Annotated in this window: 21 protein-coding genes and 1 pseudogene; 4 read left to right on the top strand and 18 right to left on the bottom strand. The window is 39.0% G+C overall.

Going from position 1 to position 24,986, the window contains the following annotated elements; genetic code table 11:
- Positions 1 to 132 precede the first annotated feature (132 nt).
- The 4 genes and pseudogenes from ACIFOT_RS25570 to fbp all read right to left on the bottom strand — a co-directional run bounded on the left by ACIFOT_RS25570 (position 133) and on the right by fbp (position 6,069).
- Complete coding sequence (locus ACIFOT_RS25570; protein WP_430069625.1) at positions 133 to 2,469, bottom strand: YhgE/Pip family protein; 2,337 nt, start codon at positions 2,467 to 2,469, stop codon at positions 133 to 135.
- Between the two features lie 351 nt (positions 2,470 to 2,820).
- A pseudogene (locus ACIFOT_RS25575) lies at positions 2,821 to 3,292 on the bottom strand (hypothetical protein).
- 26 nt (positions 3,293 to 3,318) lie between these two features.
- Positions 3,319 to 3,798, bottom strand: a complete 480-nt coding sequence (locus ACIFOT_RS25580) for a hypothetical protein (protein WP_430069628.1) — start codon at positions 3,796 to 3,798, stop codon at positions 3,319 to 3,321.
- A gap of 339 nt (positions 3,799 to 4,137) precedes the next feature.
- Positions 4,138 to 6,069, bottom strand: a complete 1,932-nt coding sequence (gene fbp, locus ACIFOT_RS25585; protein ID WP_430069631.1) for a fructose-1,6-bisphosphatase — start codon at positions 6,067 to 6,069, stop codon at positions 4,138 to 4,140.
- Positions 6,070 to 6,609: 540 nt separating this feature from the next.
- Here fbp and ACIFOT_RS25590 point away from each other — a divergent pair.
- A complete protein-coding gene (locus ACIFOT_RS25590; RefSeq protein ID WP_430069634.1) occupies positions 6,610 to 7,851 on the top strand; it encodes an NAD(P)-dependent malic enzyme in 1,242 nt (413 codons plus the stop codon).
- Positions 7,852 to 8,173: 322 nt separating this feature from the next.
- Positions 8,174 to 8,674 (top strand): acyl-CoA thioesterase, encoded by a 501-nt coding sequence (locus ACIFOT_RS25595; protein WP_430069637.1) that lies wholly within the window; start codon positions 8,174 to 8,176, stop codon positions 8,672 to 8,674.
- A 241-nt stretch (positions 8,675 to 8,915) separates the two neighbouring features.
- Here ACIFOT_RS25595 and ACIFOT_RS25600 read toward each other — a convergent pair whose 3' ends face one another.
- The 14 genes from ACIFOT_RS25600 to ACIFOT_RS25665 form a co-directional block, all read right to left on the bottom strand.
- Positions 8,916 to 10,421 (bottom strand): amidase, encoded by a 1,506-nt coding sequence (locus ACIFOT_RS25600; RefSeq protein ID WP_430069640.1) that lies wholly within the window; start codon positions 10,419 to 10,421, stop codon positions 8,916 to 8,918.
- 117 nt (positions 10,422 to 10,538) lie between these two features.
- Positions 10,539 to 11,525: a P1 family peptidase gene (locus ACIFOT_RS25605; RefSeq protein WP_430069643.1), complete on the bottom strand. Its 987-nt coding sequence runs from the start codon at positions 11,523 to 11,525 to the stop codon at positions 10,539 to 10,541.
- A gap of 3 nt (positions 11,526 to 11,528) precedes the next feature.
- Entirely contained in the window at positions 11,529 to 12,080 is a 552-nt protein-coding gene (locus tag ACIFOT_RS25610) for an ECF transporter S component (RefSeq protein ID WP_430069646.1), read from the bottom strand.
- Between the two features lie 33 nt (positions 12,081 to 12,113).
- Positions 12,114 to 12,956, bottom strand: coding sequence for an energy-coupling factor transporter transmembrane component T family protein (locus ACIFOT_RS25615; protein ID WP_430069649.1), 843 nt, complete (start codon positions 12,954 to 12,956; stop codon positions 12,114 to 12,116).
- A complete protein-coding gene (locus ACIFOT_RS25620) occupies positions 12,940 to 13,836 on the bottom strand; it encodes an energy-coupling factor transporter ATPase (RefSeq protein WP_430069652.1) in 897 nt (298 codons plus the stop codon). Before ACIFOT_RS25620 ends, ACIFOT_RS25615 begins: the two co-directional genes overlap by 17 nt.
- On the bottom strand, positions 13,833 to 14,687 hold the full coding sequence (locus ACIFOT_RS25625) for an energy-coupling factor transporter ATPase (RefSeq protein ID WP_430069655.1): 855 nt from the start codon (positions 14,685 to 14,687) through the stop codon (positions 13,833 to 13,835). Before ACIFOT_RS25625 ends, ACIFOT_RS25620 begins: the two co-directional genes overlap by 4 nt.
- Positions 14,688 to 14,810: 123 nt before the next feature.
- Complete coding sequence (locus ACIFOT_RS25630) at positions 14,811 to 16,268, bottom strand: aldehyde dehydrogenase family protein (protein ID WP_430069658.1); 1,458 nt, start codon at positions 16,266 to 16,268, stop codon at positions 14,811 to 14,813.
- A gap of 3 nt (positions 16,269 to 16,271) precedes the next feature.
- Positions 16,272 to 17,012 (bottom strand): SDR family NAD(P)-dependent oxidoreductase, encoded by a 741-nt coding sequence (locus ACIFOT_RS25635; protein ID WP_430069661.1) that lies wholly within the window; start codon positions 17,010 to 17,012, stop codon positions 16,272 to 16,274.
- Between the two features lie 2 nt (positions 17,013 to 17,014).
- Positions 17,015 to 18,097 (bottom strand): tartrate dehydrogenase, encoded by a 1,083-nt coding sequence (locus ACIFOT_RS25640; RefSeq protein WP_430069664.1) that lies wholly within the window; start codon positions 18,095 to 18,097, stop codon positions 17,015 to 17,017.
- A 103-nt stretch (positions 18,098 to 18,200) separates the two neighbouring features.
- The gene (locus ACIFOT_RS25645) at positions 18,201 to 18,911 is read right to left on the bottom strand and encodes a FadR/GntR family transcriptional regulator (RefSeq protein ID WP_430069667.1); all 711 of its coding nucleotides are present in this window, start codon (positions 18,909 to 18,911) and stop codon (positions 18,201 to 18,203) included.
- 690 nt (positions 18,912 to 19,601) lie between these two features.
- A complete protein-coding gene (locus tag ACIFOT_RS25650; protein WP_430069669.1) occupies positions 19,602 to 20,060 on the bottom strand; it encodes an SRPBCC family protein in 459 nt (152 codons plus the stop codon).
- The gene (locus tag ACIFOT_RS25655) at positions 20,053 to 20,379 is read right to left on the bottom strand and encodes an ArsR/SmtB family transcription factor (RefSeq protein ID WP_430069672.1); all 327 of its coding nucleotides are present in this window, start codon (positions 20,377 to 20,379) and stop codon (positions 20,053 to 20,055) included. Before ACIFOT_RS25655 ends, ACIFOT_RS25650 begins: the two co-directional genes overlap by 8 nt.
- A gap of 423 nt (positions 20,380 to 20,802) precedes the next feature.
- A complete protein-coding gene (locus ACIFOT_RS25660; protein WP_430069675.1) occupies positions 20,803 to 21,036 on the bottom strand; it encodes a hypothetical protein in 234 nt (77 codons plus the stop codon).
- A gap of 247 nt (positions 21,037 to 21,283) precedes the next feature.
- The gene (locus ACIFOT_RS25665; protein ID WP_430069678.1) at positions 21,284 to 22,033 is read right to left on the bottom strand and encodes a DeoR/GlpR family DNA-binding transcription regulator; all 750 of its coding nucleotides are present in this window, start codon (positions 22,031 to 22,033) and stop codon (positions 21,284 to 21,286) included.
- Positions 22,034 to 22,259: 226 nt separating this feature from the next.
- Between ACIFOT_RS25665 and tkt the strand changes: the two genes are divergently transcribed.
- Together tkt and fsa are read left to right on the top strand one after the other, a co-directional pair.
- Positions 22,260 to 24,248: a transketolase gene (tkt, locus tag ACIFOT_RS25670; protein WP_430069681.1), complete on the top strand. Its 1,989-nt coding sequence runs from the start codon at positions 22,260 to 22,262 to the stop codon at positions 24,246 to 24,248.
- A gap of 23 nt (positions 24,249 to 24,271) precedes the next feature.
- On the top strand, positions 24,272 to 24,940 hold the full coding sequence (gene fsa, locus ACIFOT_RS25675; protein WP_430069684.1) for a fructose-6-phosphate aldolase: 669 nt from the start codon (positions 24,272 to 24,274) through the stop codon (positions 24,938 to 24,940).
- The last annotated feature ends 46 nt before the right edge of the window (positions 24,941 to 24,986 follow it).

Below are 24,986 nucleotides of genomic sequence, written 5' to 3' on the forward strand. Positions count from 1 at the left end.
ACTATACCATATAATCTAGAAAGTTAACATACTATTTTTTTTGAAGTTAAGGTTTGTCATTTCAATTACACATATACTTTACCCATAAAAATGAGGCGGACCGACATTGGTCCTGCCTCAAAAAATTTAAAGTTATTGTTCCTGTAAATGCAGATGCCCTTGCTGCCGTTTAAATTTCGCAATAAAAAATGTTAATGTAGCAGCCAGGGATAAAACAAGGAATATAGCAATATGCGCAATGTTCTCCCACATAAAACCGAAGTCTCCTGTTGAAATAATCGCCCTAAAACCAGAAACCGAATAGCTCATCGGCAAGTAATGATTGATCGTTTGCAGGAATTTCGGACTAAGTTCTATCGGGAACGTTCCTGCACTGGAGGTTAATTGTAAAATCAAGATAATTACAGCTATAAAGCGTCCAGGATTATCAAGAGCCGCAACAAGGAAATGAATAATGGCCATGAATGTCCAGCTAGTAAAGATACTGAACATAATAAAGTAAGGAACACTCTTCACTTCGAGCCCCAGTAACATGAGCAGCACCGCATCCGCGATTAATGCCTGAGCAATTCCTACTGCTAAAATCACTCCGGCTTTTCCGAGAAACCAGCTAATTCCACTCTTAGGTTCTGTGACTGGTTTATACATTGGAAAAATAACGGAAAGCATCAAAGCTCCAACAAATAGACTTAGTGCTAAGAAATAAGGCGCCAATCCGCTTCCGTAGTTTGGAACTTGATTCATTTTGTAATCTTTAACATTGACTGGCTTTGCAAACATATCATATACGCTGTTGTTGGCCTTTACATCACTGGCATCTTTTGCCCCGTCACTTAATTGATTGCTCAATTCCTTCGAGCCATCTGTAAGTTTAGCCATTCCATCCATTAAATCCGTCGAACCACTTGCAAGACTGGTCATTCCGTTCTTTAAGTCTGTTTCACCAATATAAAGGGAAGTGGTACCTGTGGTTAATTGTGTCGCTCCCTGTGCCAGCTTATTCGTTCCATCTTGCATAAGAACAGAGCTGGATGCTAATTGCCCTAACCCGGATGTAAGGCTGCTAGAGCCACTTGCAATTTGACTAAATCCTTTTTGTGCTTCATCCAGTTTTGATCCATACTGGGCAAGACCTTGAGTTAATTGTTTTTGGCCATTCAATACCTGTTTAGCCCCGTCAGATAATTGATTGATACCATTAGCCAATTTCTGCTGTCCTTGGTTTAACTTATCTGCACCGTCTGCTAATGAAGCAGAGCCTTGCTTTATTTGCCCGGCGCTCTTAGCCAAGTCACCTACACCAGAAACGACCTGCTGGTTTCCTTCCGATAATTGGGTCAAGCTATTAATCAGTTTTTCTTTCTCGGTTGGATCAATCGAACTATCTGACATCGCTGTTACTTGGTCAAGCACTTGCTTCAGTCCAAGGCTTACTGAATCGGCACCGGACTTTGCTGTAACTGCTCCTGCCTCCCATTGTTGTAAGGAAGCAGATATCTTTGAAGAACCTTCCGTAAGCTGGTTTGATCCTTTCTCAAGTTCAGGCAGACTTCCTGCAGCTGATACTAAGCCATCAGACAATTGCTTTTGGCCAGCTTCCGCTTGGTTTGCACCTGCTAACAGCTTGGTGTTCCCGTCTTTCATTTGCGTGAGGACAGTATTAAATTGCTTTAAACCACTATTAACCTGCTCAGAACCGTTTGAAGCAGATACTACCCCATCTGAAAAAGCAACCGATTTAGCTGCCAATGTTTCAAGATTTTGCTTGATTGTCTTGGCGCCGGAATCAACTGATTTAGCTCCATTTGCTAACTTTTCTGCACCGTTATCAGCAGAGGCAATTCCATCTGCTAGGCTGCCGGTACCATCTTTGGCTTCAGCGATTCCGTTGTATAGTTCACCTGCACCGTCACTTGCTTTTTTCAACCCACCAGCAACATCTTTTAAACTATCAAACATGGATTCCGCATATGTCTTCGTAACCGTGGCCGCCACTTTCTCCTTAATTTTTTCAATGGCTGAATCACCGATTTTCGATGATAGATAGTTATTGCCTTCATTTACGGTATAGACCAGATTTAGTTTCTGTGGATTGGCGCTTTGTAACGTCGTTGCATTTTTTGAAAAATCTTTAGGAATTTCAATCATCAAATAATAATCTTGATTCTTCAAGCCATGCTTTGCATTACTTTCACTGACAAAGTCCCAATTAAATGTTTTCTTCTCTTTCAAATTATCAACCAAATCCTTACCAATGGTCAACTGCTCTCCATTGTATCTGGCACCCTTGTCATTATTTACAATCGCCACTGGCATTCTGTCCAAATGGGCATATGGATCCCAAAATGCCCACAGATAAGTTGCACTGTATAGCACAGGAATCATCATCACACCGATAATGGCGATAAGCAATTTGCGCGTACGAATAATTTTAAGAAATTCGCTTTGCATATTTGCAAAAGCTTTCATGTTACTCACCCCTAAAATAAGTTTTATTAAATAAAGTGACTAATACTCTCATTTGGTCATTCAATTCTAAAAAAATTCTCCACCACTAGTTGACCACTTTAGTATTTTAGTCATTTTTAATAAAATGACTATATCACATCTTTCTATTGGGTTCAACATTCTTGTTTATAAAAACATTTCATAAGATCATTGAGGAATCCGATTCCTCCTTACTAAGCGTAAAGGGAAAATCGACATTAATAACCTATAACAACAATCATAATACCGTAACCTTTTTATTGTTTTGTGTGGTCTCATGAACAATCATCAAAAGCTGCCACACTTTTGATGGTGATACTTTTAGGTTTATTATTATGAAAGGGTCCTATAAAAAGTAAATTTTAATAAAATATAACGAATAACAAATCCAATGAATAATCCCGGAATCAATGACAACATTGGTAGCCAAATGGGACCAAATGAAATACCAAAAATATCTTTGGAGAGTACATAAGTCCTATTGTGACAAAATAGGCTCCAAAAGCAAAAGGGATAAATGATAAAGGTGGATTTTTCCCTTCGGCAAATTTATAAGCATCAAACATAGAATACATGTATACATATGGATAAAACATAAGCCATTGGTAATTAACTACTTCATAAGCTAGCGTAATCTTCCCAAGAAAACTATACATAATAGCCTGGTAAATGAACTATTTACATTAATGATGAATTCTAAAGTGATAAAAATAATCCCTTTTAGAAGATGTCCATTTAAAAGTTGGCCAAATCCAGGAAAAGCAATACTCCAAAGAATTGCTTCTAACTTATGTGTTTTCTTCATAATCTCAACCTTTTTTTTATATGGTACTACTTTGATTGGAGATTTTTTTCTGCATAAATCGATTTTTCTATTAAATACTGATACCCATAAATAATATTTGCTAAAGTAAAGATTATTAAATACCATTTAGTATGAGTCAACTTTTTAAATTTAAACACCCCCATCTTTTCCCATATTTCAGCTAAAGGATAAGCACAAAGAATGTCTAATACTGCATTTGTAATAAAATATTTGCGGAAATTGCCATATGTAAGTTTAAATATCCATAGTGTGGCTAGAAAAAAAGGACCTAATATATAGGTGAAATCAACTAGTCCAGGAGTTAAAGGATTTTTATTTATCCACCATTTCTTTTTATTAGCCACTACACTGAAAACACTTATAAATAAATTAGTAAAACTTGCTACAGGTAAAAACCTTAAAAATGATTGTTTTCCAAGAAACGGTGCAGATAGCCATGGAATAATTAACATTCCTAGAGAAAATGCCATTTTTTTGTTAAACATAAACTTCCTCCTTAAGCCATACTTTAATAATTTATCATCGCATCCGAATCAACAAAGGAACACTATTTAATCAATAACCTCAAGGGGAAAATCAATATTCCCTTTTAAATATGCAATAGTAATATTAATATAATTACCTAAAACTTATCGTACATTCCAATCTGTTTTTGTTAATATTAATAAATTGAAACTAATTTATCTTTACACTCTTGGCTTTTTTAAAGGCTTGAAAGATGAGAAAAAAGATCCTAAATAAGGAGAGAGGACTCCAATAGGAATAGGCCCCTCTCCTTATTTTAAGCACTCCCCAATTTATCAAACATATCCTAATTGATGGTGTCAATTCATATAGCGATATTCCCTCAGACTATTCAAAATAGAGATTTCCTGTAATAATTTCTCTCCAACATTCGTTTCTTTAACCTTTTTTCTCTTTAATTCTTTATCCACCAATCTTTTTATGGATAAAACATCTGTCCCGTTAAGCAGAACATCTTCTTTTGAATTAAAATGCTTATGGGCGACCAGTTGCATACCGTAGGAATTATACAGTAACGTATATCCTGCTATACCTGTTGTTGATTGATAAGCTTTGGAGAAACCTCCATCGATTACGATCATCCTACCATTTGCTTTAATTGGATTTTCTCCCTCAATTTCTTTAACAGGTGTATGGCCATTTATAATATGACCCTGGTCAGGATTCAGTTCAAATTCTGATAGGATTTTGCGGCAAATTTCTTCATTTTCACGTAAATGGTAGTATGGGTTCTTTCTCTCTCTATGGGTTGCCTTATCCTTAATAAAGTACCTCTCAAAAGTTGTCATTTCTCTTTTACCAAAGAGTGATGAATATTCTCCTGTCCATAAATACCAGACCATATCTGTCGCAAGATCATCTGTCTCTTCGGGATGTGCAAAAGCATGCCGTAAATAATGTTCAAAAACATCAAGTAAATCACGACCTGAATAAGTTTTATTTTCAATAACCATTTTTTCCATATTCCCTTTTTCATCTAAAGGAATACAACCATGTATTAATAGGTTCCCGTTATATTTTAAATATAGACTCCCTTTCTTCATAAGGAAATTCATATGTCTGGCCAGCTTTTCTGAATGCTGGACTGAAAATAATAATCTTTCCATAACCTGCTTTTCTTCTTCTAATAATTGATCAGGCTGCTCTGGATTTACCGTTGCAAAGCAAATATTTTGTAAAGGGTAGGTTTTCCCATAAATCGTTATTTCGTTCTTGTCATAATCAATTTTCTCAAGCAAAAGCCTTTCTGACATATTAAAATACGGGCGTCTCTTTATAATAGGCATTTCGAGCTTGAACTGAATCATCGCAATTGCTTGATGAATTTTTGTTATTTGTAATTTTTCATGATCAGATTGTTTCTTATCTGAATGTACCTTAGGTCTGAAAGCTGGATTGTCCTCATAGTATTTCTCCGCAAGATTCAGCAGGGGTCTTAGATTGATTCCATATATATCTTCAATAATATCCAGATTGTCGTATCTTGCGCAGATACGAATGATATTAGCGAGACAAACCATTGAACCAGCAAAAGCTCCTAGCCATAGTACATCATGGTTTCCCCACTGAATATCAACGGAATGATAATTAATAAGAGTATCCATGATTTTATCAGGTTCTGGTCCACGGTCATAAATATCCCCAACTACATGAAGATGATCGACAACCAATCTCTGAGTTGTATACGCAAGCCCTGTTATGAGTTTATCAGCTTGACCTAAGGAGATGATCTGCTGGAAAATTTCTGTATAATATCGCTCCTTATTTGTAGATTGATTCGTTTTGTATAGCAGCTCTTCTATTATAAACACAAACTGACTCGGCAACGCTTTTCGTAATTTCGAACGTGTATATTTGGAGGAAGCTTTAGAAATAAGCCTTATCATCCGCTCGATGATTACTATATACCATTGGTTTAATTCTTGTTCATTGCCAAAATGATTTTTCATTAATTTTAATTTTTCTTCAGGATAATAAACTAATGTCGCAAATTCATTGATTTCTTTTTCAAATAAAACATCTTGAAACAAGTCCCTGATTTTCTCTTTTACATTCCCTGAACCATTTCTTAACACATGTTGAAAAGCTTGATACTCCCCATGTAAATCACTGACGAAATGTTCTGTCCCCTTTGGTAAATTAAGAATGGCTTCCAGATTAATAATTTCAGTTACCACTTTTTCTTCACAATCATATTTTTGGACAAGTAAATCTAGATATTTTGAGTTCAAAATCATGTATCCCCTTTCAAAATTCACCATTCAATTTCTATCCAATATATTGAGTTAATTAATATTATCAGACAAAACTTAAATAATAGTTATTTTACTATTTAGAATCTCTCTGTCAACCAGATCAAAAACCCACATATATTTCGTTAAATTTTTTGATTTTGAAGAACCTCTAAAAATTTATTACTTATTTTTCCATATGAAATTTCCTTATATTTTAATATTTTTTTTTGCAATTTTAATTATTCGGATAATTCCTTTATCCTTATCATAACGAATCTAAAATCTTTAAATTAAGGGGATAACACACAGGAGCAATCATGGAGTTATTGGGGATGGGGAAACAGAAAAACCGACAAAATCCTTAGGGAACCTTCTAAAATCTATCTTTTTATAGCTTCAATGAATTTAGTATAAAAATAGTAGTTTTGATATTTCTAATAACCAATATTAATAGAGTAGATTTAGGATTTAACAACTTATAAAATTTACAGAATATTAATTATTCTGTTCTTAATAATAAATGGGAGAGAAAATTTTATGTCGATTTTACATGAAGAAGCATTAAAGATACACAAGGAGAAGCAAGGAAAACTTGGCGTTCTGTCAAAGGTTCCCCTACGCGATGCAAAGGATTTGAGCCTTGCTTATTCTCCGGGGGTTGCTGCGCCTTGTCTAGAAATTTATAAAGATGAAAACAAAGTGTATGACTACACAATAAAAGGGAACCTCGTTGCTGTTGTCTCAAACGGAACAGCGGTATTAGGGCTCGGAAAAATTGGACCTAAAGCAGCTATGCCGGTCATGGAAGGGAAAGCCTTATTATTCAAATCATTTGCAGATGTTGATGCCTTCCCTATTTGCCTAGATACATCAGATCCAGACAAGATTGTTGAGGTCGTTAAATTATTGGAGCCGACTTTTGGTGGGGTGAACTTGGAAGATATTGCTGCACCACAATGCTTCGAAATTGAGGACAGGTTGAGAAAAATTTGTAATATTCCAATTTTTCATGATGATCAGCATGGCACAGCGATTGTAACGGCCGCTGGGTTAATTAATGCTTTGAAACTCGTTGAAAAAAAATTAGAAGATATTCGTGTTGTTGCAAACGGCGCAGGTGCTGCTGGTGTAGCGATCGTTAAGCTGCTGCTTAATATGGGTGTAAAAGATGTCATTTTATGTGATACAAATGGGATCATTTATGAAGGCCGTCCGAACGGGATGAATCGTTTTAAGGAAGAAATGGCACGTATCACTAATAAAGAACAAAAGCAAGGTACACTGGCAGATGCTCTTGTTGAAGCGGATGTATTTGTTGGAGTTTCAGCAGCTGGTGCCGTTACAAAAGAAATGGTTCGTTCGATGAATCGTGATTCTATTATATTTGCTATGGCAAACCCGATTCCGGAAATCATGCCGGAAGAGGCAATGGAAGCTGGAGCATTTGTGGTTGGGACAGGACGTTCTGACTTTCCAAATCAAGTCAATAACGTATTAGCATTTCCTGGCATTTTCCGCGGTGCTTTAGACGTTTGTGCAAAAGAAATCAACGAAGAAATGAAACTTGCAGCGGTTTATGCGATTGCTGATTTAATTAAGGATGAAGAGCTTACCCCGGATTATGTTATTCCGGATCCATTCGATCCTAGAGTAGCTGCACATGTAGCCGCAGCTGTTGCTAAGGCTGCAATGGAAACAGGAGTTTCACAAAGGATTATTAATATACACGAAATCAAAGAGCGTTTATTGGTATTAAGGGACCAACCTGTCTTAGTTTAAATTCTAAATTGAAATAATATAGATACAAAACAATTTGATGAATGCACTATTGTTATTGGAATTGTTGGGGCTTGAGCGACTTATGTTGGAATGGTGAAATGATTTTTTCCAATGTTCCATCAATTTTGAAGGGTGTTAATTCTTGGTCAAGTAATCTTGAAAGTTACATATGGGCAGTTTCTACAAGTATTGTAAACCAGGTTCTTCTTATTTAGAAGCATTGGGAATTGCCACAATACGCAATCAGATGTTTGATCTGTAAACAACCTTATCTGTTGATAAAATATGGTACCAGATGTTTGGATAAAGGGGGAGAATATGTATGGAAGTAAAATTTTGTAGAGAATCAAGAGTTATACGAACAAGTCGTGTATTTCCAAATGACGTAAACAACCATAATACATTATTTGGAGGACGATTATTAAGTGATGTGGACCAGGTAGCGTCTATTTCCGCTGCTCGACATAGTCGCAGGGAATGTGTAACTGCTTCAACCGATTCAGTTGACTTTTTATGTCCTGTTCATACATCAGATTCGGTTTGTTTTGAATCCTATGTGACATGGACAGGTACATCATCCATGGAGGTTTTTGTAAAGATTATTGCTGAAGATTTAAAATGTGGTGAACGTAGAATTGCAGCTACTGCTCTATTAACCTTTGTTGCACTTGATCAGCATAAACGTCCAGCACATGTTCCCCAGGTCATTCCTGAAACAGAAGAAGAGAAAAAATTGCATGAAACCGCACCAGAGCGAGCAAAAATGCGAAAGGAAAGAAAACAAAAGAGCAAAGAATTAGCCACTTTCTTAACAACAAATTAATTAGCTTAGCTTTGGCAACCCCTCAGTTTGAGAAAAACATGCAAGCCTTATGGGGACAATCCATGGGGAGATCCTATGTGATATTGCCGATATGGCAGTGGGAGTAGCCTTTTCAAGTACGTTAGGTTTTACTCCTAGTTTCAAAGAAAAAATAAAAAAATCAAGAACCTCCCCTTCTCAGGGAAGGTTCTAGAAAAGTACTTTTTTATTTTATTCAAGGTTTGGGCCTTTCCTACAGTTGTCACTTGGATTCTGTATAAGACGAATGCTGTTTCGGCACTGCATCAAATGATGTTACATGTACACCCGGCCGCCGACCATGGTTCCATTTTCCATTAAGAGCGCGCTCGATTTGTGCACCCATTTGCAGAAGCAATCCATCATCTCCTTGCCGTGTGAGCGCGTGAATTCCAAGCGGCAGCCCGTTCTCAAGCTCAGCCATCGGCAACGAGATGCCCGGTAGTCCACTAAGGTTGGCGATCGGAGTATAAGAGAATATGCGCCAAAGGTTCTCGAACCAGTCGTAGACTGAAGGATTATCGCTAATTGTCAGATACTCCTTCGTTCCAACCAATGGTGTTGGCAGGGCCATCGTAGGAGTAAGGATGATGTCCCAGTCTTCAAAGAAGGCGGCTACCTTGCGGGAAATATCGTTAAACTTCGCCTGCATCTTGGCACGTTGCGTATAAGAGGCGAAACGGCCTTCTTCCCAGACCCGTATGCACATTGGTTCAATAAGATCGGCAGGTGGACGTTCCAAGCCTTTTTTCTCCAATAGACCCTGAATTGTTTGAGTAAAATTCATGATATAGCACTCGGTTTGTGCCTCGTAGGCGGCATGAAAGTCAATGTTAGGGATAACCCACTCGACGTGATGGCCAAGTGCCTCGAGGAAGCCAGCCGCCTGCTCCAATTGGGCAGCAATGTGCGGTGTGGCCTTGTAATCACCCCACTCATGTGAAACAGCGATACGAAGTTTTTTCGGATCTCGACGTATTAGTTCGGAATAAGGCTGCTGCGGCATCCAATAGGGCATGAACTCGCCAGGTGCTCCCCCTCTGCAACTGTCTACAAAGGCTGCAGTGTCACGGATGGTGCGTGAGTGACAGCCCTGAGCTGATACTACACCCATCAAGTCCGAACTGTAGGGGCCAACCGAAAAGACGCCGCGGGATGGCTTCAAACCGATGTTGCCGTTCACACCCGCAGGAATTCGAATTGAGCCGCCGCCATCAGTTGCATGTCCGATTGGAATGATTCCGGCCGCAACAGAAGCTGCCGTGCCCGCAGAAGAGCCGCAGGTTGTATAGTCAAGATTCCACGGATTTCGCGTAACATAGACGTCTGGATTCTCGGCTGAACTGCAGAGCCCAAACTCTGGTGTTGTCGTCCTCCCGATGATGTTGAGACCGGCTTGGCGGATGCGCTTTGTTAGGAAGCTATCGGCCGTAGAACGATTCCCTTGCATCAGAAGTGAACCCATCTCCTGCAGGCGCCCTTTTAAGGTTGGTCCTAGATCCTTCATCAGAAAAGGTACGCCCGCAAAGACCCCGGCTGGGTTCGTTCCGTCTTTCATGGGGTCATTGACCGCATCATCGAAGACCTCGATGACGGCGTTAACCGAAGGATTTAAGGTGTCGATGGCGAGTGAAACCTGTTGGGCCACCTCTCGCGGGGTAATCTCTCCTTTTCGGACCAAATCGGCGAGGCCAATGGCATCAAGGTTAGACCATTCATTCCAGCTCATAACACATGTCACAAAGTTTCACTCCTTCATATTTGTTCGGATTGGATATTTATCATTGCAATCTTATCTTTACAATGTAAAAACCCTAAATTAATTTCGTATCATCCCAATGGTTATTTACAGCCACTTATTACCCCCGGATTGATGTTTATTAAATAAATCTTTATGAGCGATAATTCCTTCAATACTTTCTGCTGATTTAACCGCGTTTATTATCGCTATCTCCATGACCTTTGCTGCAAGCCCGCCAATCACATCTACTGGAACCCTGTCTCCTCCGGTAGCCACAGCAAAAATGGTGTCACCATCAAACAGGGTATGAGCTGGATAAATCGTTCTTGCATACCCATCCTGAGCCATTTGTGCTACTTTTGTTGCCTCAGCCTTTGTTAAATCTGCATTTACAGCAATCACTCCAATGGTGGTATTAGACCCAACAGGAATAGTAGGTTGATAGTTTTGTTCAAGAAGCTTGATACTATCAACAAGCTTCCCATTTCTATAAGGTCCTGCCAAAATTTCTCCCGTGGAAGAGTCGCGGACATCACCGGCAGGATTGACTGCCACAATCGCGCCTATCACCACACCATTTTCTAAGCGGAACGATGCACTGCCGAGGCCGCCCTTCATCCAAAAGCCAGGACCAGCCAATTTACCAATGGTAGCCCCGCACCCGGCCCCATAATTTCCTGTACTAAACCTCTCTGTTGTTGCCGCTTTTGCAGCCTCGTAACCCATCTGTTTATCGGGTCGAATTTTGGGATCACCGTACGGCAGATCAAACAACACTGCTGCTGGAACAATAGGAACCTTTGCGACACCTACATCTAAGCCGATCTCTTCTTCCTCTAAGAATTGCATTACGCCAGAAGCAGCATCCAAGCCAAATGCACTTCCGCCGCTTAGACAGATTGCATGAACTTTATCAACTAAATTAACCGGGTTCAAAAGATCGGTTTCCCGGGTTCCGGGAGCGGACCCTCTTACATCCACCCCCGCTACCGCACCCCCTTCAAACAGAATAGCAGTACAACCGGTCAATGCCTGTTGAATTTCTTTATTACCAACTTTTACTCCCGGTACATCTGTAATTTGATTATGCATCCCTTACAAATCCTTAGAAATTTTTGATTTCTGTGTTTTGCCAATCTGTTTCCAAGCTAATACAACCGCTAATGTAACAATAGTACCGACAATGGCTTCAGGAATTCCGTTTGTGATTCCGACTGTCCAGGCTACTCCCGCAGTTAAATAATGGCGAACTACAGCCATTGTTAACACAAGTACAGTATTTGTTAATGTCCCGAAAAATGCGGCAGCACCAACCGCCAAGTATTCATTCTTCCGGCGGAGTCCAACATATATTAGCCATGAAACCACTCCGATAAAAAGCCGAGGTAAAATCGCTACTAATGGATCCTTAAAGAGAGGGACCGTTGCGTTAAGGAAGGAGGATATTCCAAAAATCGCCCCAACAATTAAGCCGACCACAGGCCCCTGCATAATCCCTCCAATAATAGCGGGAATGTGCATGATTGTGGCATTCCCTGCTGCTGTTGGAACTGGAATATAACCCAATCGTGTTACCCCTAATAAAATGGCTACTGCACCTAACACCCCAGCGATGACGATATCACGAACTGTTAAAGATTTTTTCATTCAAATACTCCCCTTTGGTTTTTGAATTTTTTATTAAAAAGGAAACGGATAAAAAAGTAATAATAATGATAAAAATAGTCCAACCAGTAAGACAAGATAATCCTTCGCAATTGCTTTATACACGGAGTAAGAACTCCTTTCGCCTCCTGGGGTATAGCAGCGTGATTCCATTGCAAGAATCAAATCCTCCGCCCTTGATAAGGCGATATTAAATAAAGGGATAATAATTGGAAACATTTCTTTCGTTCTTTGAACAATTCTCCACCATCCGCCGGTACCAAAGTCGGCTCCTCTTGAAGCTTGGGCTTTCATCATTTTTTCCATCTCGATAGCGAAGGTTGGGACGAATCGAATCGCAATCGTTGTAATCAATGAGATTTCGTGGACAGGGAACTTAATTTTCTTTAACGGACTCAATAAGCTTTGAATGGAATGTGTTAATTCTGTGGTGGAAGTTGATAAGGTAAGTACACTGCTTAAGAAGATAATTTCAATAAATCGGACGGCTGATACAACCACCAAACGAATGCTTTCACTGGTGATTAAGATAAAGCCATAATTCACATACACTCTGCCATCTGAAAAGAGCTGTCCTTGAAAAAGCAGCTGTAAAACAGCTAAGATCACAATAAATGGAATGGCTGGTTTCACACCAGATAACCCGTAGCTGATTGGGATTTTGGATGCCCAGAATAAATAAAGAGATAAAACCAGACCAATGGCATTTCCGAAATAACTCGTATTAAAGGCAATCGCTACCACGAGAATGACAAAAACAAGAAGCTTGATTCTTGGGTCTAATCGATGAATAAATGAGCCAGTTGGTACGTATTGACCGATTGTAATACTACGGGATATTTCAAATTCGCTGGACATGTTCTGAACCCTCCTTCTTCCCGGCAAGAACCTTCATAATTTCCTCTGCTGCTTCCGTGACTGAAAAAGCTTCGGTATTTACCTGGTATCCAAGATCAGTTAATTTATAAAGAACCTGTACCGTTTCGGGGGTCCCAATTTGATGATGCTGCAGTTTTTCTTTATCTGTAAAAATTTCTTTCGGTGTGCCTGTTAACACGTCGGTTCCACCAGCCATCACATATACTCGGTCTGCCAGCTTGGCGACCTCTTCCATATTGTGTGACACAAAAACGACCGTTAATTTTTCTTCCTTGTTTAACCGTTTAATTTTATCCAGCAATTCCTTTCTTGACTTCGGATCCAGACCAGCTGTCGGTTCATCAAGAACTAATATCTTCGGTTTTAAGGCAAGAATCCCTGCTAAGGCTACCTTCCGTTTCTGTCCGCCGCTTAACGCAAAGGTTTGTCTGTCCTTCATTTCCTCAAAATCTAAACCAACCACGTCCATCGCCCATTTGACCCGCTCCCTCACCTCCTTAAGTGGAAGGCCTAATTTAAAGGGCCCATAGGCAATGTCATCACCTATAATTTTTTCAAAAATCTGATCCTCCGGGTTTTGAAAAACAAGTCCCACTTTCTGCCTCAGTGTTTTCAAATCCACCTTTTTCTTTGATAAATCTTCCCCATCAATGATGACTTTTCCGGATTCCGGACGCATCAGTCCATTAAAGTGCTGGATGAGAGTCGACTTTCCCGACCCGGTATGACCAATGATGGCTATACATTCACCTTCTTCTGCATAAAGGTTGGCTCCTTTTAAGGCAACATGCTCCATCGGGGTCCCCTTCATATACGTATGGGTAAGATTTTCTATTTCGATGATTGGCCTGCCCGTCATGTTCCCACCTCCTCTTTGTGGAATTTCTCCACTTCTTCAATAAACTCACTTTCTTGAATGATGTCCTTTGAAAAAGTGGTAAATTGGCTGTGAATCACTTCGGCCATTTGGCTCACTGAAGGCACTTCTAATTGCAGATTCTCTAATTCCAGCTTATGTTTAAAAATTTCACGCGGCGGACCATCCATGACAATCTGCCCGCCTTCAATAACGATAATCCGGTCAGCTTCCGCCGCTTCCGACATATGGTGTGTAACGGTAATAATCGTCATTCCCATATTGTTCATTTTCCTCATCACCTGAAGAACTTCTTTCCGGCCAAAACTGTCCAGCATACTTGTTGCTTCATCAAAAACAATGCAATCTGGCTTCATAGCCAGCACTCCGGCAATCGCGACCCTTTGCTTCTGTCCCCCTGAAAGGTGATGCGGCGGTCTGTGGCGGAACTGAGACATTTTGACAACATTTAAAGCCTCATCAACTCTCTTTTTCATTTCTTCTCTTGGCACTCCAATATTCTCAAGGCCAAATGCAACATCTTCCTCCACAATCGTCGCAACAATTTGGTTATCTGGATGTTGGAATACCGTGCCAACCGCTTGACGAATAGATCGTTTCTTCATGACATCCTTCGTGTTATGCCCGTAAACACAAACATCCCCGCTGTCTGGAGTTAGGATCCCATTAAGGTGTTTGGATAAGGTAGATTTTCCAGATCCATTGTGGCCAATTATGGCTACATATTCTCCAGGAAAGATGGAAAAGGAGATATTTCTAAGAACTGATACTTTCGTTTTTTCATTGATTTTGTATGAAAAAGAAACATTTTCTAAACGAATAATGGGCTCCATTTCATTCTCCCTTCATTTTTTCTAATATTTAGAAATATCGGCTATTCGAATTGCTTATTAATTGCTAGTATTCTACTGAAACAGTATCCCGTCATTACTGTCAAACCTAAGCCCTATATGCCCTTAATATTTCAGCGCCACGTTTTTTACTTGAGTATAATTCCGGAGTGCCTCTAGCCCTTTCTCCCGGCCAAAGCCGCTTTTTTTGTATCCGCCAAATGGCTGGGCGATTCCTCCACCTGCCCCATAGTGATTGATGAATACTTGGCCGCATTGGAGCTGGCTGGCAATACGATGAGCGAGCCCGCCGTTTTCAGTCCATACGCCAGCAACAAGTCCGTACGGTGTGCCATTTGCAATTTCGATTGCTTCTTCTTCTGTTTGGAAGGTGGTAACTGTCAAAACAGGACCAAAGATTTCCTCCTGAGCAAGATAATGGCTTGCAGGAACGTTATCCAAGATTGTTGGTTGAAGGTAGTAGCCTAATTGGTGCCCTTCTATCAACTTACGCTTTCCTCCTGTTACAATCCTAATTCCGTCCTGCTTGGCAAGATTAATAAAATTTTGAATACGCTCAAATTGCTTTTTAGAGAGCACTGGCCCTAGATCGTGATTTTCCATCCCGGGACCGATCGAAAGCTCCTCCATTGCTTTAGCAAGCTTCCGAATGAAATTTTCTTTTATGGATTTTTCAATTACCAAACGTGAGCCTGCAGAACAAGTCTGCCCTGCATTTTGCACAATGGAATTAAGCACCCACTTAAGAGCCTCTTCTTCATTACAATCTGCAAAGACTATATTTGGGGATTTTCCTCCAAGCTCAAGCGTAACTGGGACGATATTTTGTGCCGCTGACTCCATAACCCTTTTCCCAGTCTCAACGGAACCTGTAAAAGTAATATGGTTTATATCAGGGTGACCTGAAAGCGCAGCACCTGCCTCATGGCCGTATCCAGTTACAACGTTCAAAATACCTTTTGGCAGCCCTAAAGGCTCCATTAATTCAACTAGTTTAAGAGTCGTTAACGGTGTATCCTCTGCTGGTTTCAAGACAGTAGCGTTCCCGGTTGCAATGGAGACAGATATGCTTCTTGCTGCAATTTGCAAAGGATAATTCCACGGAATAATATGTCCGACAATCCCAATCGGTTCACGAACAGTGTAATCGATGATTCCTGGTTCAACTGGAATCGTTTCTCCAAGAATTTTATCTGCGATACCTGCGTAATATTCAAAATAACGTGCAGCAATCTCCACATCAACCGCAGATTGAGTTAGTGGCTTTCCAACATCTAATGTCTCTAATTTTGCTAATTCTTCTTTATTCTCGCGAATGATCTCTGCTGCCTGGAAAAGAAGCTTCCCCCGATTATAAGGACTAAACGTCTTCCATTCTTTTGAATGAAATGCTTTTTTTGCTGCTTTTACTGCAAGGTCGATTTCTTCCTTGTCCCCTCTTGGAACAAAAGCTAATGTTGATCCGTCCCCTGGATTTTTCACTTCTATTAATCTCTCTTTTTTAGGGACTATCCAATTACCGTCTATGTAACATCCTTTAATTTTTACATCGACTGCCTTCACTAGTTAAATCCCCCTTCCACCATCTACGTTTAAGACAGAACCTGTCACAATAGACGCTTCCTTTGAACATAAATACACAAGGGAATTAGCAATATCATTAGGACTAATCAGCCTTCCCAATGGAACACTTTTCTTAAAAACACTTTCCTTTGTTGCCTCAATATCATTATTCTTCGCTGTAAATTCCCCAAGCATTTTCGTATCAGCTGGACCTGGATTCACAACATTTACTCGAATCCCGTAATCGGCTAATTCAATGGCCAATGCTTGCGAAAATGAAACAGCTGCTCCCTTTGAAGCGATATAAGCATTTAAGCCGGGCCTAGGTCTCACAATGGAAATAGACGCGATATTGACAATCACTCCACCACCATTGTTTTTCATAAAAGGTACAGCAGCACGGCAAGTTAAAAATGGAGCAGTTGCGTTTACACGCATAATTTTCTCCCAATCTGCTAAGCTCACTTCTTCAATCGGTGTTGCTGGCTGGGCGATGCCTGCAATATTAACAAGACCGTCAATACGCTCAAATTTCTCAAATGCAGATGAAAATACATTCGCAACTTCCTCTTCCTTTGTTAAATCCGCAGCAATCGGCAGTAGATAATCGCTTTCCACTACTCCATCCACATTTAGATCAACAGCCACAACAAACGCTCCTTCTTCTAAAAATCGTTTAACAGTTTCTTTCCCCATTCCGCCCTGTGCACCTGTAACAACAAACACTTCATTTTCCAATCTCACCTTTATCGCCCCTCTCTAACTAATAGTAAATGTTGTAAAGCATCACATATTGCTGAACCCATTTCATTTGTCGTTGAACTGCCGCCTAAATCAGGTGTTTGTACTTCTTTTTGTACAAGTACCTGTTCAATTGATTCTAAAATGACAGCCGCTAAGTCCTTCCTCCCCAAATGCTCAAGCATAAGTGAAGCCGACCAAATTTGTGCAATGGGATTAGCGATCCCTTTGCCCGCAATATCAGGAGCAGAGCCATGAACCGGTTCAAACATGGAAGGGAATTCTCCTTCCGGATTTAAGTTTGCAGAAGGGGAAAGCCCAAGCCCTCCAACAACTGCGGAGCCTAAATCACTTAAAATATCTCCAAACAAATTGGAAGCAACAACTACTTCGAAATCCTCTGGCCTAGAAACAAAATAGGCTGCTAGAGCATCAATATAATAGCTTTGCAGATTAATAGCCGGAAAGTCCTGTCCCACCTCATTTACAGCCTCATCCCACAGTTTCATTGAATGGATGATCGCATTCGATTTTGTCGCGCTTGTGACAGTCCTCTTACCATGGTTTTTAGCATATTCAAAAGCAAATCTTGCAACTTTTTTCGTACCTGTCCGTGTGATAATAGTATTTTGAACAGCAATCTCTTGTTCTGTGCCTGAATACAATCTGCCTCCGCTATTCGAGTATTCACCTTCAGCATTTTCCCTAACAATGACAAAATCGATATTTTCACCTGTATATCGGCTAGGAGCCCCCTTCAATAATTTAACCGGGCGTAAATTAATGTACTGCTTGAAATTTTTCCGTATTGGCATGATTAGCTCCCATACCGTCACATCATCAGGCACTCTCTTATCGCCGATCGCCCCGAATAAAATAGCATCATATTTTTTTAAAGTATCAAGGGCGTCGTCTGGCATCATCTTTCCATTGCTTAGATAATACTCGCTGTTCCAATCAAATGAATCAATTTCGATTTGAAATGAAGGGTCCATCTTTTTGAGCAGTTCAAGTACTTTAACTGCTTCATTCACTACCTCCGGGCCGATTCCATCCCCAGGAATAACAGCAATCTGATAGTTAGTCATATTTTCCACCTCTTATTAATTAATTTAAATGAGTGTGCCATGATCCAATCAAACTAAAATAAAACGCTTACACAAAAAGAATGGATTAAGAATAATTCCATATTTAATTTTCAGATTCATCTATTTTTGCGGAAAAGACCTTTTCAGGTAATTCAAGATGGTTACGCATAATTAAAGAAGCCTTCCTGCTATCTCCATTTAAAATTTGATAGTAGATGCTTTCATGCTCCATTAATATCTTTTCAATAACGCCTGGAACTTGAAAAAATTTTGATATCTCTGACCGATAACTATCAATCAAAAGCGTAGTAATTTTTTGCAGTACTTGATTATTTGAAGCTTTTGCTACAGCAATGTGAAATTCAACATCCCACTTAGCAAAATGTTCATAATCGTTTAAGCTTTTCTTCATTCCAACGATCGTTTTTTCAATTTCTAAAAGATTGTTATTTGTTCTTCGTTTTGCCGCTAATGAGCTTGTTTCACTCTCAACTATTTGTCTCGCTTCCACTATTTCAAGAAGGTTATTGATATTATGGAAAATTAATGATGAAAATTCAGGAGCAACAAACGTTCCTTCTTCTGATTTATTAAGGTAGGTACCTTTTCCTTGATGAAAACTTATAATCCCTACTGCAGATAATTTAGTCAGAGCTTCTCTAATAACGATTAAGCTGACCTGATAACGGTTTGCCAATTCCTTCTGGGAAGGCAATTTATCACCATATGTATACACTCCGTTTTCCACATCTTTTAAAAAGACATTAACCACATCATCGACTAGGGATTTACGTTTTATTGCCATGTTTTCCATCCGTCCTTAACTCTTCATATGATATGATAACTTAAGAGTATTTTATAAACACAATTCAGAATTGTCAATATATTTAAAATTATTTTATTAGTTTAATAATTATATTTTTTAATGGCTCTGTTAAACTTGGTTGTTGATTTGCGCTACAGGCGCTTTGGCGCCTGCGGGGTCTCCCCTGCCCCGTACTCCCGTAGGAGTCTTCGCGCCTTCCGCTCCAATCAACAGTGTAAAAATCAACAATGGTCTTTAACAAAGCCTTTTTAATATAAAAAAGTAAATCCAAGTGTTCCGTAAATGAATTTTTTCAAAGAAAAAAGCCCCAAACGGGACTTTCTGTATGACTCTTTATTACAAAGAACTATTTATTGTTTTTCTCCTCTTTCTTCAAATTCAAATAAAGATATATGCTGTAAAAAAAGACTGCTGCAATTAGACTAGTGATTATTCTTATCATTCGAGTTTCATCAAAATCAAATATAATATCGCCAATAATATAAAATCCCGACAGAACAATAATCCAACGAAGGAATATTTTCTTCATTAGCTTCCACTCCTTATTTAAACAATCATATACTATAAGGAGATTGAATAAACTCGCTCATCTCACACTAACGGCTTGCTGGGCACGCAAAAAAAAGAGACAAAAGTCTCTTCTTACTTCACTAATCCTCTTTAATTTCTTTGTTCTACTTATATGTGGATTGCCGGTAAGGTACGTCCTGTTTCGAGCAAGCTCTTCAGATTGCTTAAAATTGCAGGCCATCCATTATTAATTCCATAAAATCCTTCACTTTCGTCAAGAAAGGCAGTGGATGGAAGATTTTCATGTTTAAGTGTCAACTTCACTGTCGAATCAAGTTCTCTCAATTCAAATGTTACGATTGACGGATTTTCATTTATCGTGGTGTCATCCACCCATTGAAAGGTATAAGAAAGAAGTGTGTATGGTTCACTTTTTAATACGACACCTTTATCCGTTACCTTGCCTTCCTCATCCATAAAGGTAACCTCTGAACCTTCTTTCCATTCGGATTTAAGATCTCTTCCAAACCAATAATTTTTCGTGAATTCTCCGTTTGTTAAAGCTTGCCATAATTTTTCCGGCGTAGTTGCGATGTAGGTCGCATAGACAAATGTAGAATTATTCATCCGTATCCTCCTCTAGACTGTTTTTTAATTTTTGTAATGCACTCATGCGGGGTTGGTCGAATTTCTTGACCCATCGCCCATAAATTTCTCCAATTGGAGCACTATTCAAGTAATGCAGTTTATGCCTTCCCTTCCATTCGACAACGATAAGGTTGGCTTCTTCTAAAATTAAAAGATGCTTGCTTACCGATTGTCGAGTCATATTTAGATGCTCGCAAAGTTCGTTTAAGGTTTGTCCATTTTTTTCGAAAAGCTGATCAAGTAATTCTCTTCTGCTTGAATCCGCAAGTGCCTTAAAAATATGATCCATCTTATCCATATATGTATTATATGCAACCATTTGTCTGCATGTCAACATTTAAAGTAAATGGGCTATTACTTCTCCAGCCTTGCCTGATAGTTACTTGATATGAAAAATAAAAGAACTCATAAAACCTACATCCGTGCTAAGGTAAAAATCATCAACAGGGGACTCATCTACTGAAAAAATAAGAAAAGCGGAATTCAATTGCGATTCAGGGGTAAGGGTCATAATTAAGAAAATTAGAAAAAGCCCTACAGATTAAGAATTTATAATCTTGTAGGGCATTTCTATTGTAAGCAGTTAATTAGAATTGTTATTCTTCCTTGCTATGTGTGGGATTATCCTTTAGAAAGATTTAAGATATCATCATAGCTGCTTTAAATAAAATAAAAATAAAAAGGTGTAAGACAGTGCTTTACACCTTTTTTCCAAAGCTTTTCAAACCCTGGAAGCATGATAAAAAATATATAAAATTACAAGCACAATCCCAATAATATAAGCAAAAAATATTGGATTTAGCAAAATAGGATGTCTTTGAGTCTTTTCATTGATTTCGGCATCAAACTCGCTTTGCCTTGCACTTACAAACCTTCCAGTCGTTAGCGTATATAATAGTCCTCCTACCAATATTAACAATACCAACCCAGACAAAATAAAATACAAGTCAAACAATGTAATAACCACCTTTTTTCTATATTGTTTGAGAAAACATGTTGTAATATTCATCAATTTTTCAGAAAAAAATGGGGTTCGAAAATTTTTTAAGACAAGGAATGTGCTTGAAAAGAAATGTTAGTGATAATAAAAGAATACAAAGCAAAAAGTCCAAGTAAAAAGATGTAAACGAAATTAGTTTTTTCAGTTTTTCCATCCCATTACCACTAGAAATCCAATAAACAATTGGAGGCTTAAACTTAAGTCAAATGATTTCAATATCGAATTCCATATACTTGTTAAAATTATGACTTAGTGGACCGTCTTCCGTAATTAAATAATCAAGTTCTGAAACGGGACCAACCAAGTAATTGGAAATGGTATTAAGTTTACTTCTTGTTACAAGGGTTGCGATTTTATTTGAACTTTTAATCATTTGACGTTTAACATGAGACTCTTCTATATGAGGGATGCTGATACCAAAGTCAGGATGCAGGGAATACACTCCTAAAAAACAAAGATCTGCTCTAATATTTTTAAGCACTTCAATTACATCCAATCCTACAGTCACAAAAGATTCCTTGAAGAAAGTTCCGCCCAAAAGAATGATATCTGTATTTGGATGTTTTGATAATGCCAAACTAATAGAGGGACTGTTCGTAATAATAGTCCCTTTAAACTCCATTGGAATTTCTTGAGCCAGAAAAAGATTAGTTGTACTTCCATCTATTAAAAGAACTTGTCCATCTTTAATTATTTTAACTGCTTTTAAAGCCAATTCTTTTTTGGCATCTATATTTTCTTCCGTTCTTTCAGAAAAGGTTAAAGCGCTCGCAGAAGCAGGAAATGCTCCGCCGTGTACTCTTTTTAGCAGACCTAATGAATCCATTTCCCTTAAATCCCGTCTAATTGTGTCCTCGGAAACATCCCATTTCATGCTTAATTCTTTAGCAACGACTTTCCCTTCTTTCTCTAGTATTTGTAAAATTTTGCTTTGCCGTTCTTTTCTTAGCATAATAATGTTAGCCTCCGTGTTTTTGCATGTTTTTTCTTATATTATATTATTTTTTCTTAAATCCACCAATTTTTTATAAAAACCGGCAAAATTATTCTTGTTTTTTCTTGTTTATAAAGATAAAATATACTCAAAACACGAAAAAACTTGCTTTAAAATGCAAAAACAAGAAATTATTCGAGACAAGAAACCAGACTAATTTAAAATTAAAGAGGAGGAAAGAAAGATGAATCATAGTATTGAAACACTGGCTGTAAATACGATTCGCACCTTATCAATTGACGCAATCAATAGTGCTAATTCCGGTCATCCAGGCCTTCCTATGGGGTCTGCTCCAATGGCTTATGCACTCTGGGCACATCATCTAAATCATAATTCTGCAAATGCAAAATGGTTTAATCGAGACCGATTTATTCTTTCTGCTGGACATGGATCAAGCTTGTTGTATAGTTTGCTTCACTTAGCTGGGTACAATGTATCTCTAGAAGATTTAAAAAGTTTTAGAAAGCTAAACAGCAAAACACCTGGTCATCCGGAATTTGGTCACACAGAAGGTGTTGAAGCGACAACTGGGCCTTTAGGGCAAGGAATTGCGAATGCTGTAGGAATGGCGATGGCTGAAGCTCATTTAGCTGCAAAATTCAATCGGGATGGATACCCTGTAATTGACCATTATACATATGCTTTGGTTGGCGATGGAGATTTAATGGAAGGCATCTCTTATGAGGCCATGTCTATGGCCGGTCATATGAAACTAGGAAAATTAATTGCTTTATATGACTCAAATGATATTTCCTTGGACGGTGAATTAAATCTTTCATTTTCAGAGGACATTCAAAAACGAACAGAATCTGCTCATTGGCAATATTTACGAGTAGAAGATGGCAATGATGTAGCAGAAATCTCAAAAGCTATTACATTAGCAAAACAAAATACAAACCAACCAACCTTGATTGAAATTAGAACCACTATCGGCTATGGAAGTCCCAAAGTTGCAGGAACAAACAAGGCACATGGAAATCCCCTTGGTGCAGAAGAAGCTCTTGCAACAAAACGGGTATATGGCTGGCACTATGAAGAGGATTTCTTTGTACCGAAAGAAGTGAAAGCCCATTTTGAAGAGCTAAAACAAAGAGGAATTAGTCAAGAACACCAATGGAATGCATTATTCCAGTCTTATCAAGAGACATATCCTGAATTAGCGAAGGAACTGCAAAATGCCATCACGGGTGAAGTTTTAATCAATACGGAGGACATCCTGACATTTGATACAGGTAAAACCCTTTCAACTCGTGTAGCCAGCGGAGAATCCATTAACCATTTTGTAAAATCAGTTCCTTCTATTTTTGGGGGAAGTGCGGATCTTTCTCACTCCACAATGACAGATATAAAGGAAGACGCAGCATTCGCAGTAGAATCATTTAGCGGACGAAATATCTACTTTGGTGTTCGGGAACACGCAATGGGAGCGGCTGGCAATGGTTTGGCTCTTCATGGCGGGGTAAAGCCATTTGTTAGCACATTCTTTGTTTTCAATGATTATCTCAGACCGTCAATTCGTCTGGCAGCCTTGCAAAAGCTTCCTGTCACTTATGTATTTACTCATGATTCGATTGCGGTTGGTGAAGATGGTCCAACTCATGAACCAATTGAACAGCTGGCTTCTCTTCGTGCAATCCCAGGGCTAACAGTGATTCGCCCATCAGATGCAAACGAAACGGCAAGTGCTTGGGCTTATGCACTAAAACAAACAGATGGTCCGGTTGCCTTGGTGCTGAGCCGTCAAAACCTGCCTGTGTTCCAAGAAACACAAGCCAATTTAGACAACCTTTCTAAAGGAGCTTACGTATTAACGCAAACAAATGACCAACCAGAGGTTATCTTGATCGCTACCGGTTCGGAAGTGTCATTAGCCATTAACACAAAAGCTGAACTCGAAAAAGAAAATTTATCCGTTCGTGTTGTCGCTATGCCAAGCTGGGAATTGTTCGATCGCCAACCGAAAGAGTATAAAGAGCTTGTTCTGCCTGCTTCTGTTACAAAGCGTGTGGCACTAGAAATGGGTATCTCCCTTGGATGGGAGCGCTATGTAGGATTAGAAGGCAAAGTATTATCCATCGAAACATTCGGTGCTTCAGGAACGGGCGCTGCAGTAATGGAGCTATTTGGATTTACGACGGAAAATGTGGTTCGAACGGCTAAAAGTCTACTATAATCTTAAAATGGAGGAAATATACGATGAAATTATTTATTGATACTGCTAATCTTGTTGATATTAAAAAGGCTTATAAAATCGGCGTTTTATCTGGTGTTACAACCAATCCTTCCCTAGTTGCGAAAGAAGGTGTAAAATTTGAAGACCGGATTGCAGAAATCTGCCAGGCAGTTCCACGGGTAGAATCGGTTTCCGCTGAAGTAACTCCAGATGCCGTTACAGCTGACGAAATGATTGCACAAGCTGAGGAGCTTATTAAAATTAACGGCGGAGATGAGAAAATTACAATCAAGCTTCCTATGACTTTAGACGGTTTAGAGGCTTGCCGTTATCTTGCAGATAAAGGCGTTAAAACAAATGTCACACTTATCTTTACAGTAAACCAAGCACTATTAGCTGCTCGTGCAGGTGCAACTTATGTATCTCCATTTTTAGGACGCTTAGATGATATTTCTGAAGATGGCGTACAATTAGTATCAAAAGTAGGTGAACTATTCCGCATTCATAATTTCGACACACAAATTATTGCAGCATCTGTTCGTCACCCGGATCATGTAACTCGTGTAGCAATGGCAGGTGCACATATTGCAACGATTCCGTTTTCAGTCATTGAGCAAATTTCAAAACATCCACTTACTAATCAAGGTATCGAAAAATTTGCTGCAGATTGGGAAAATACTCTTAAAAACTAAGTTAAACAAAAAACACGACAGGTTAATGATATGCTCCCCAATAGGT

The sequence above is a fragment of the Neobacillus sp. NRS-1170 genome (genome assembly GCF_050468025.1).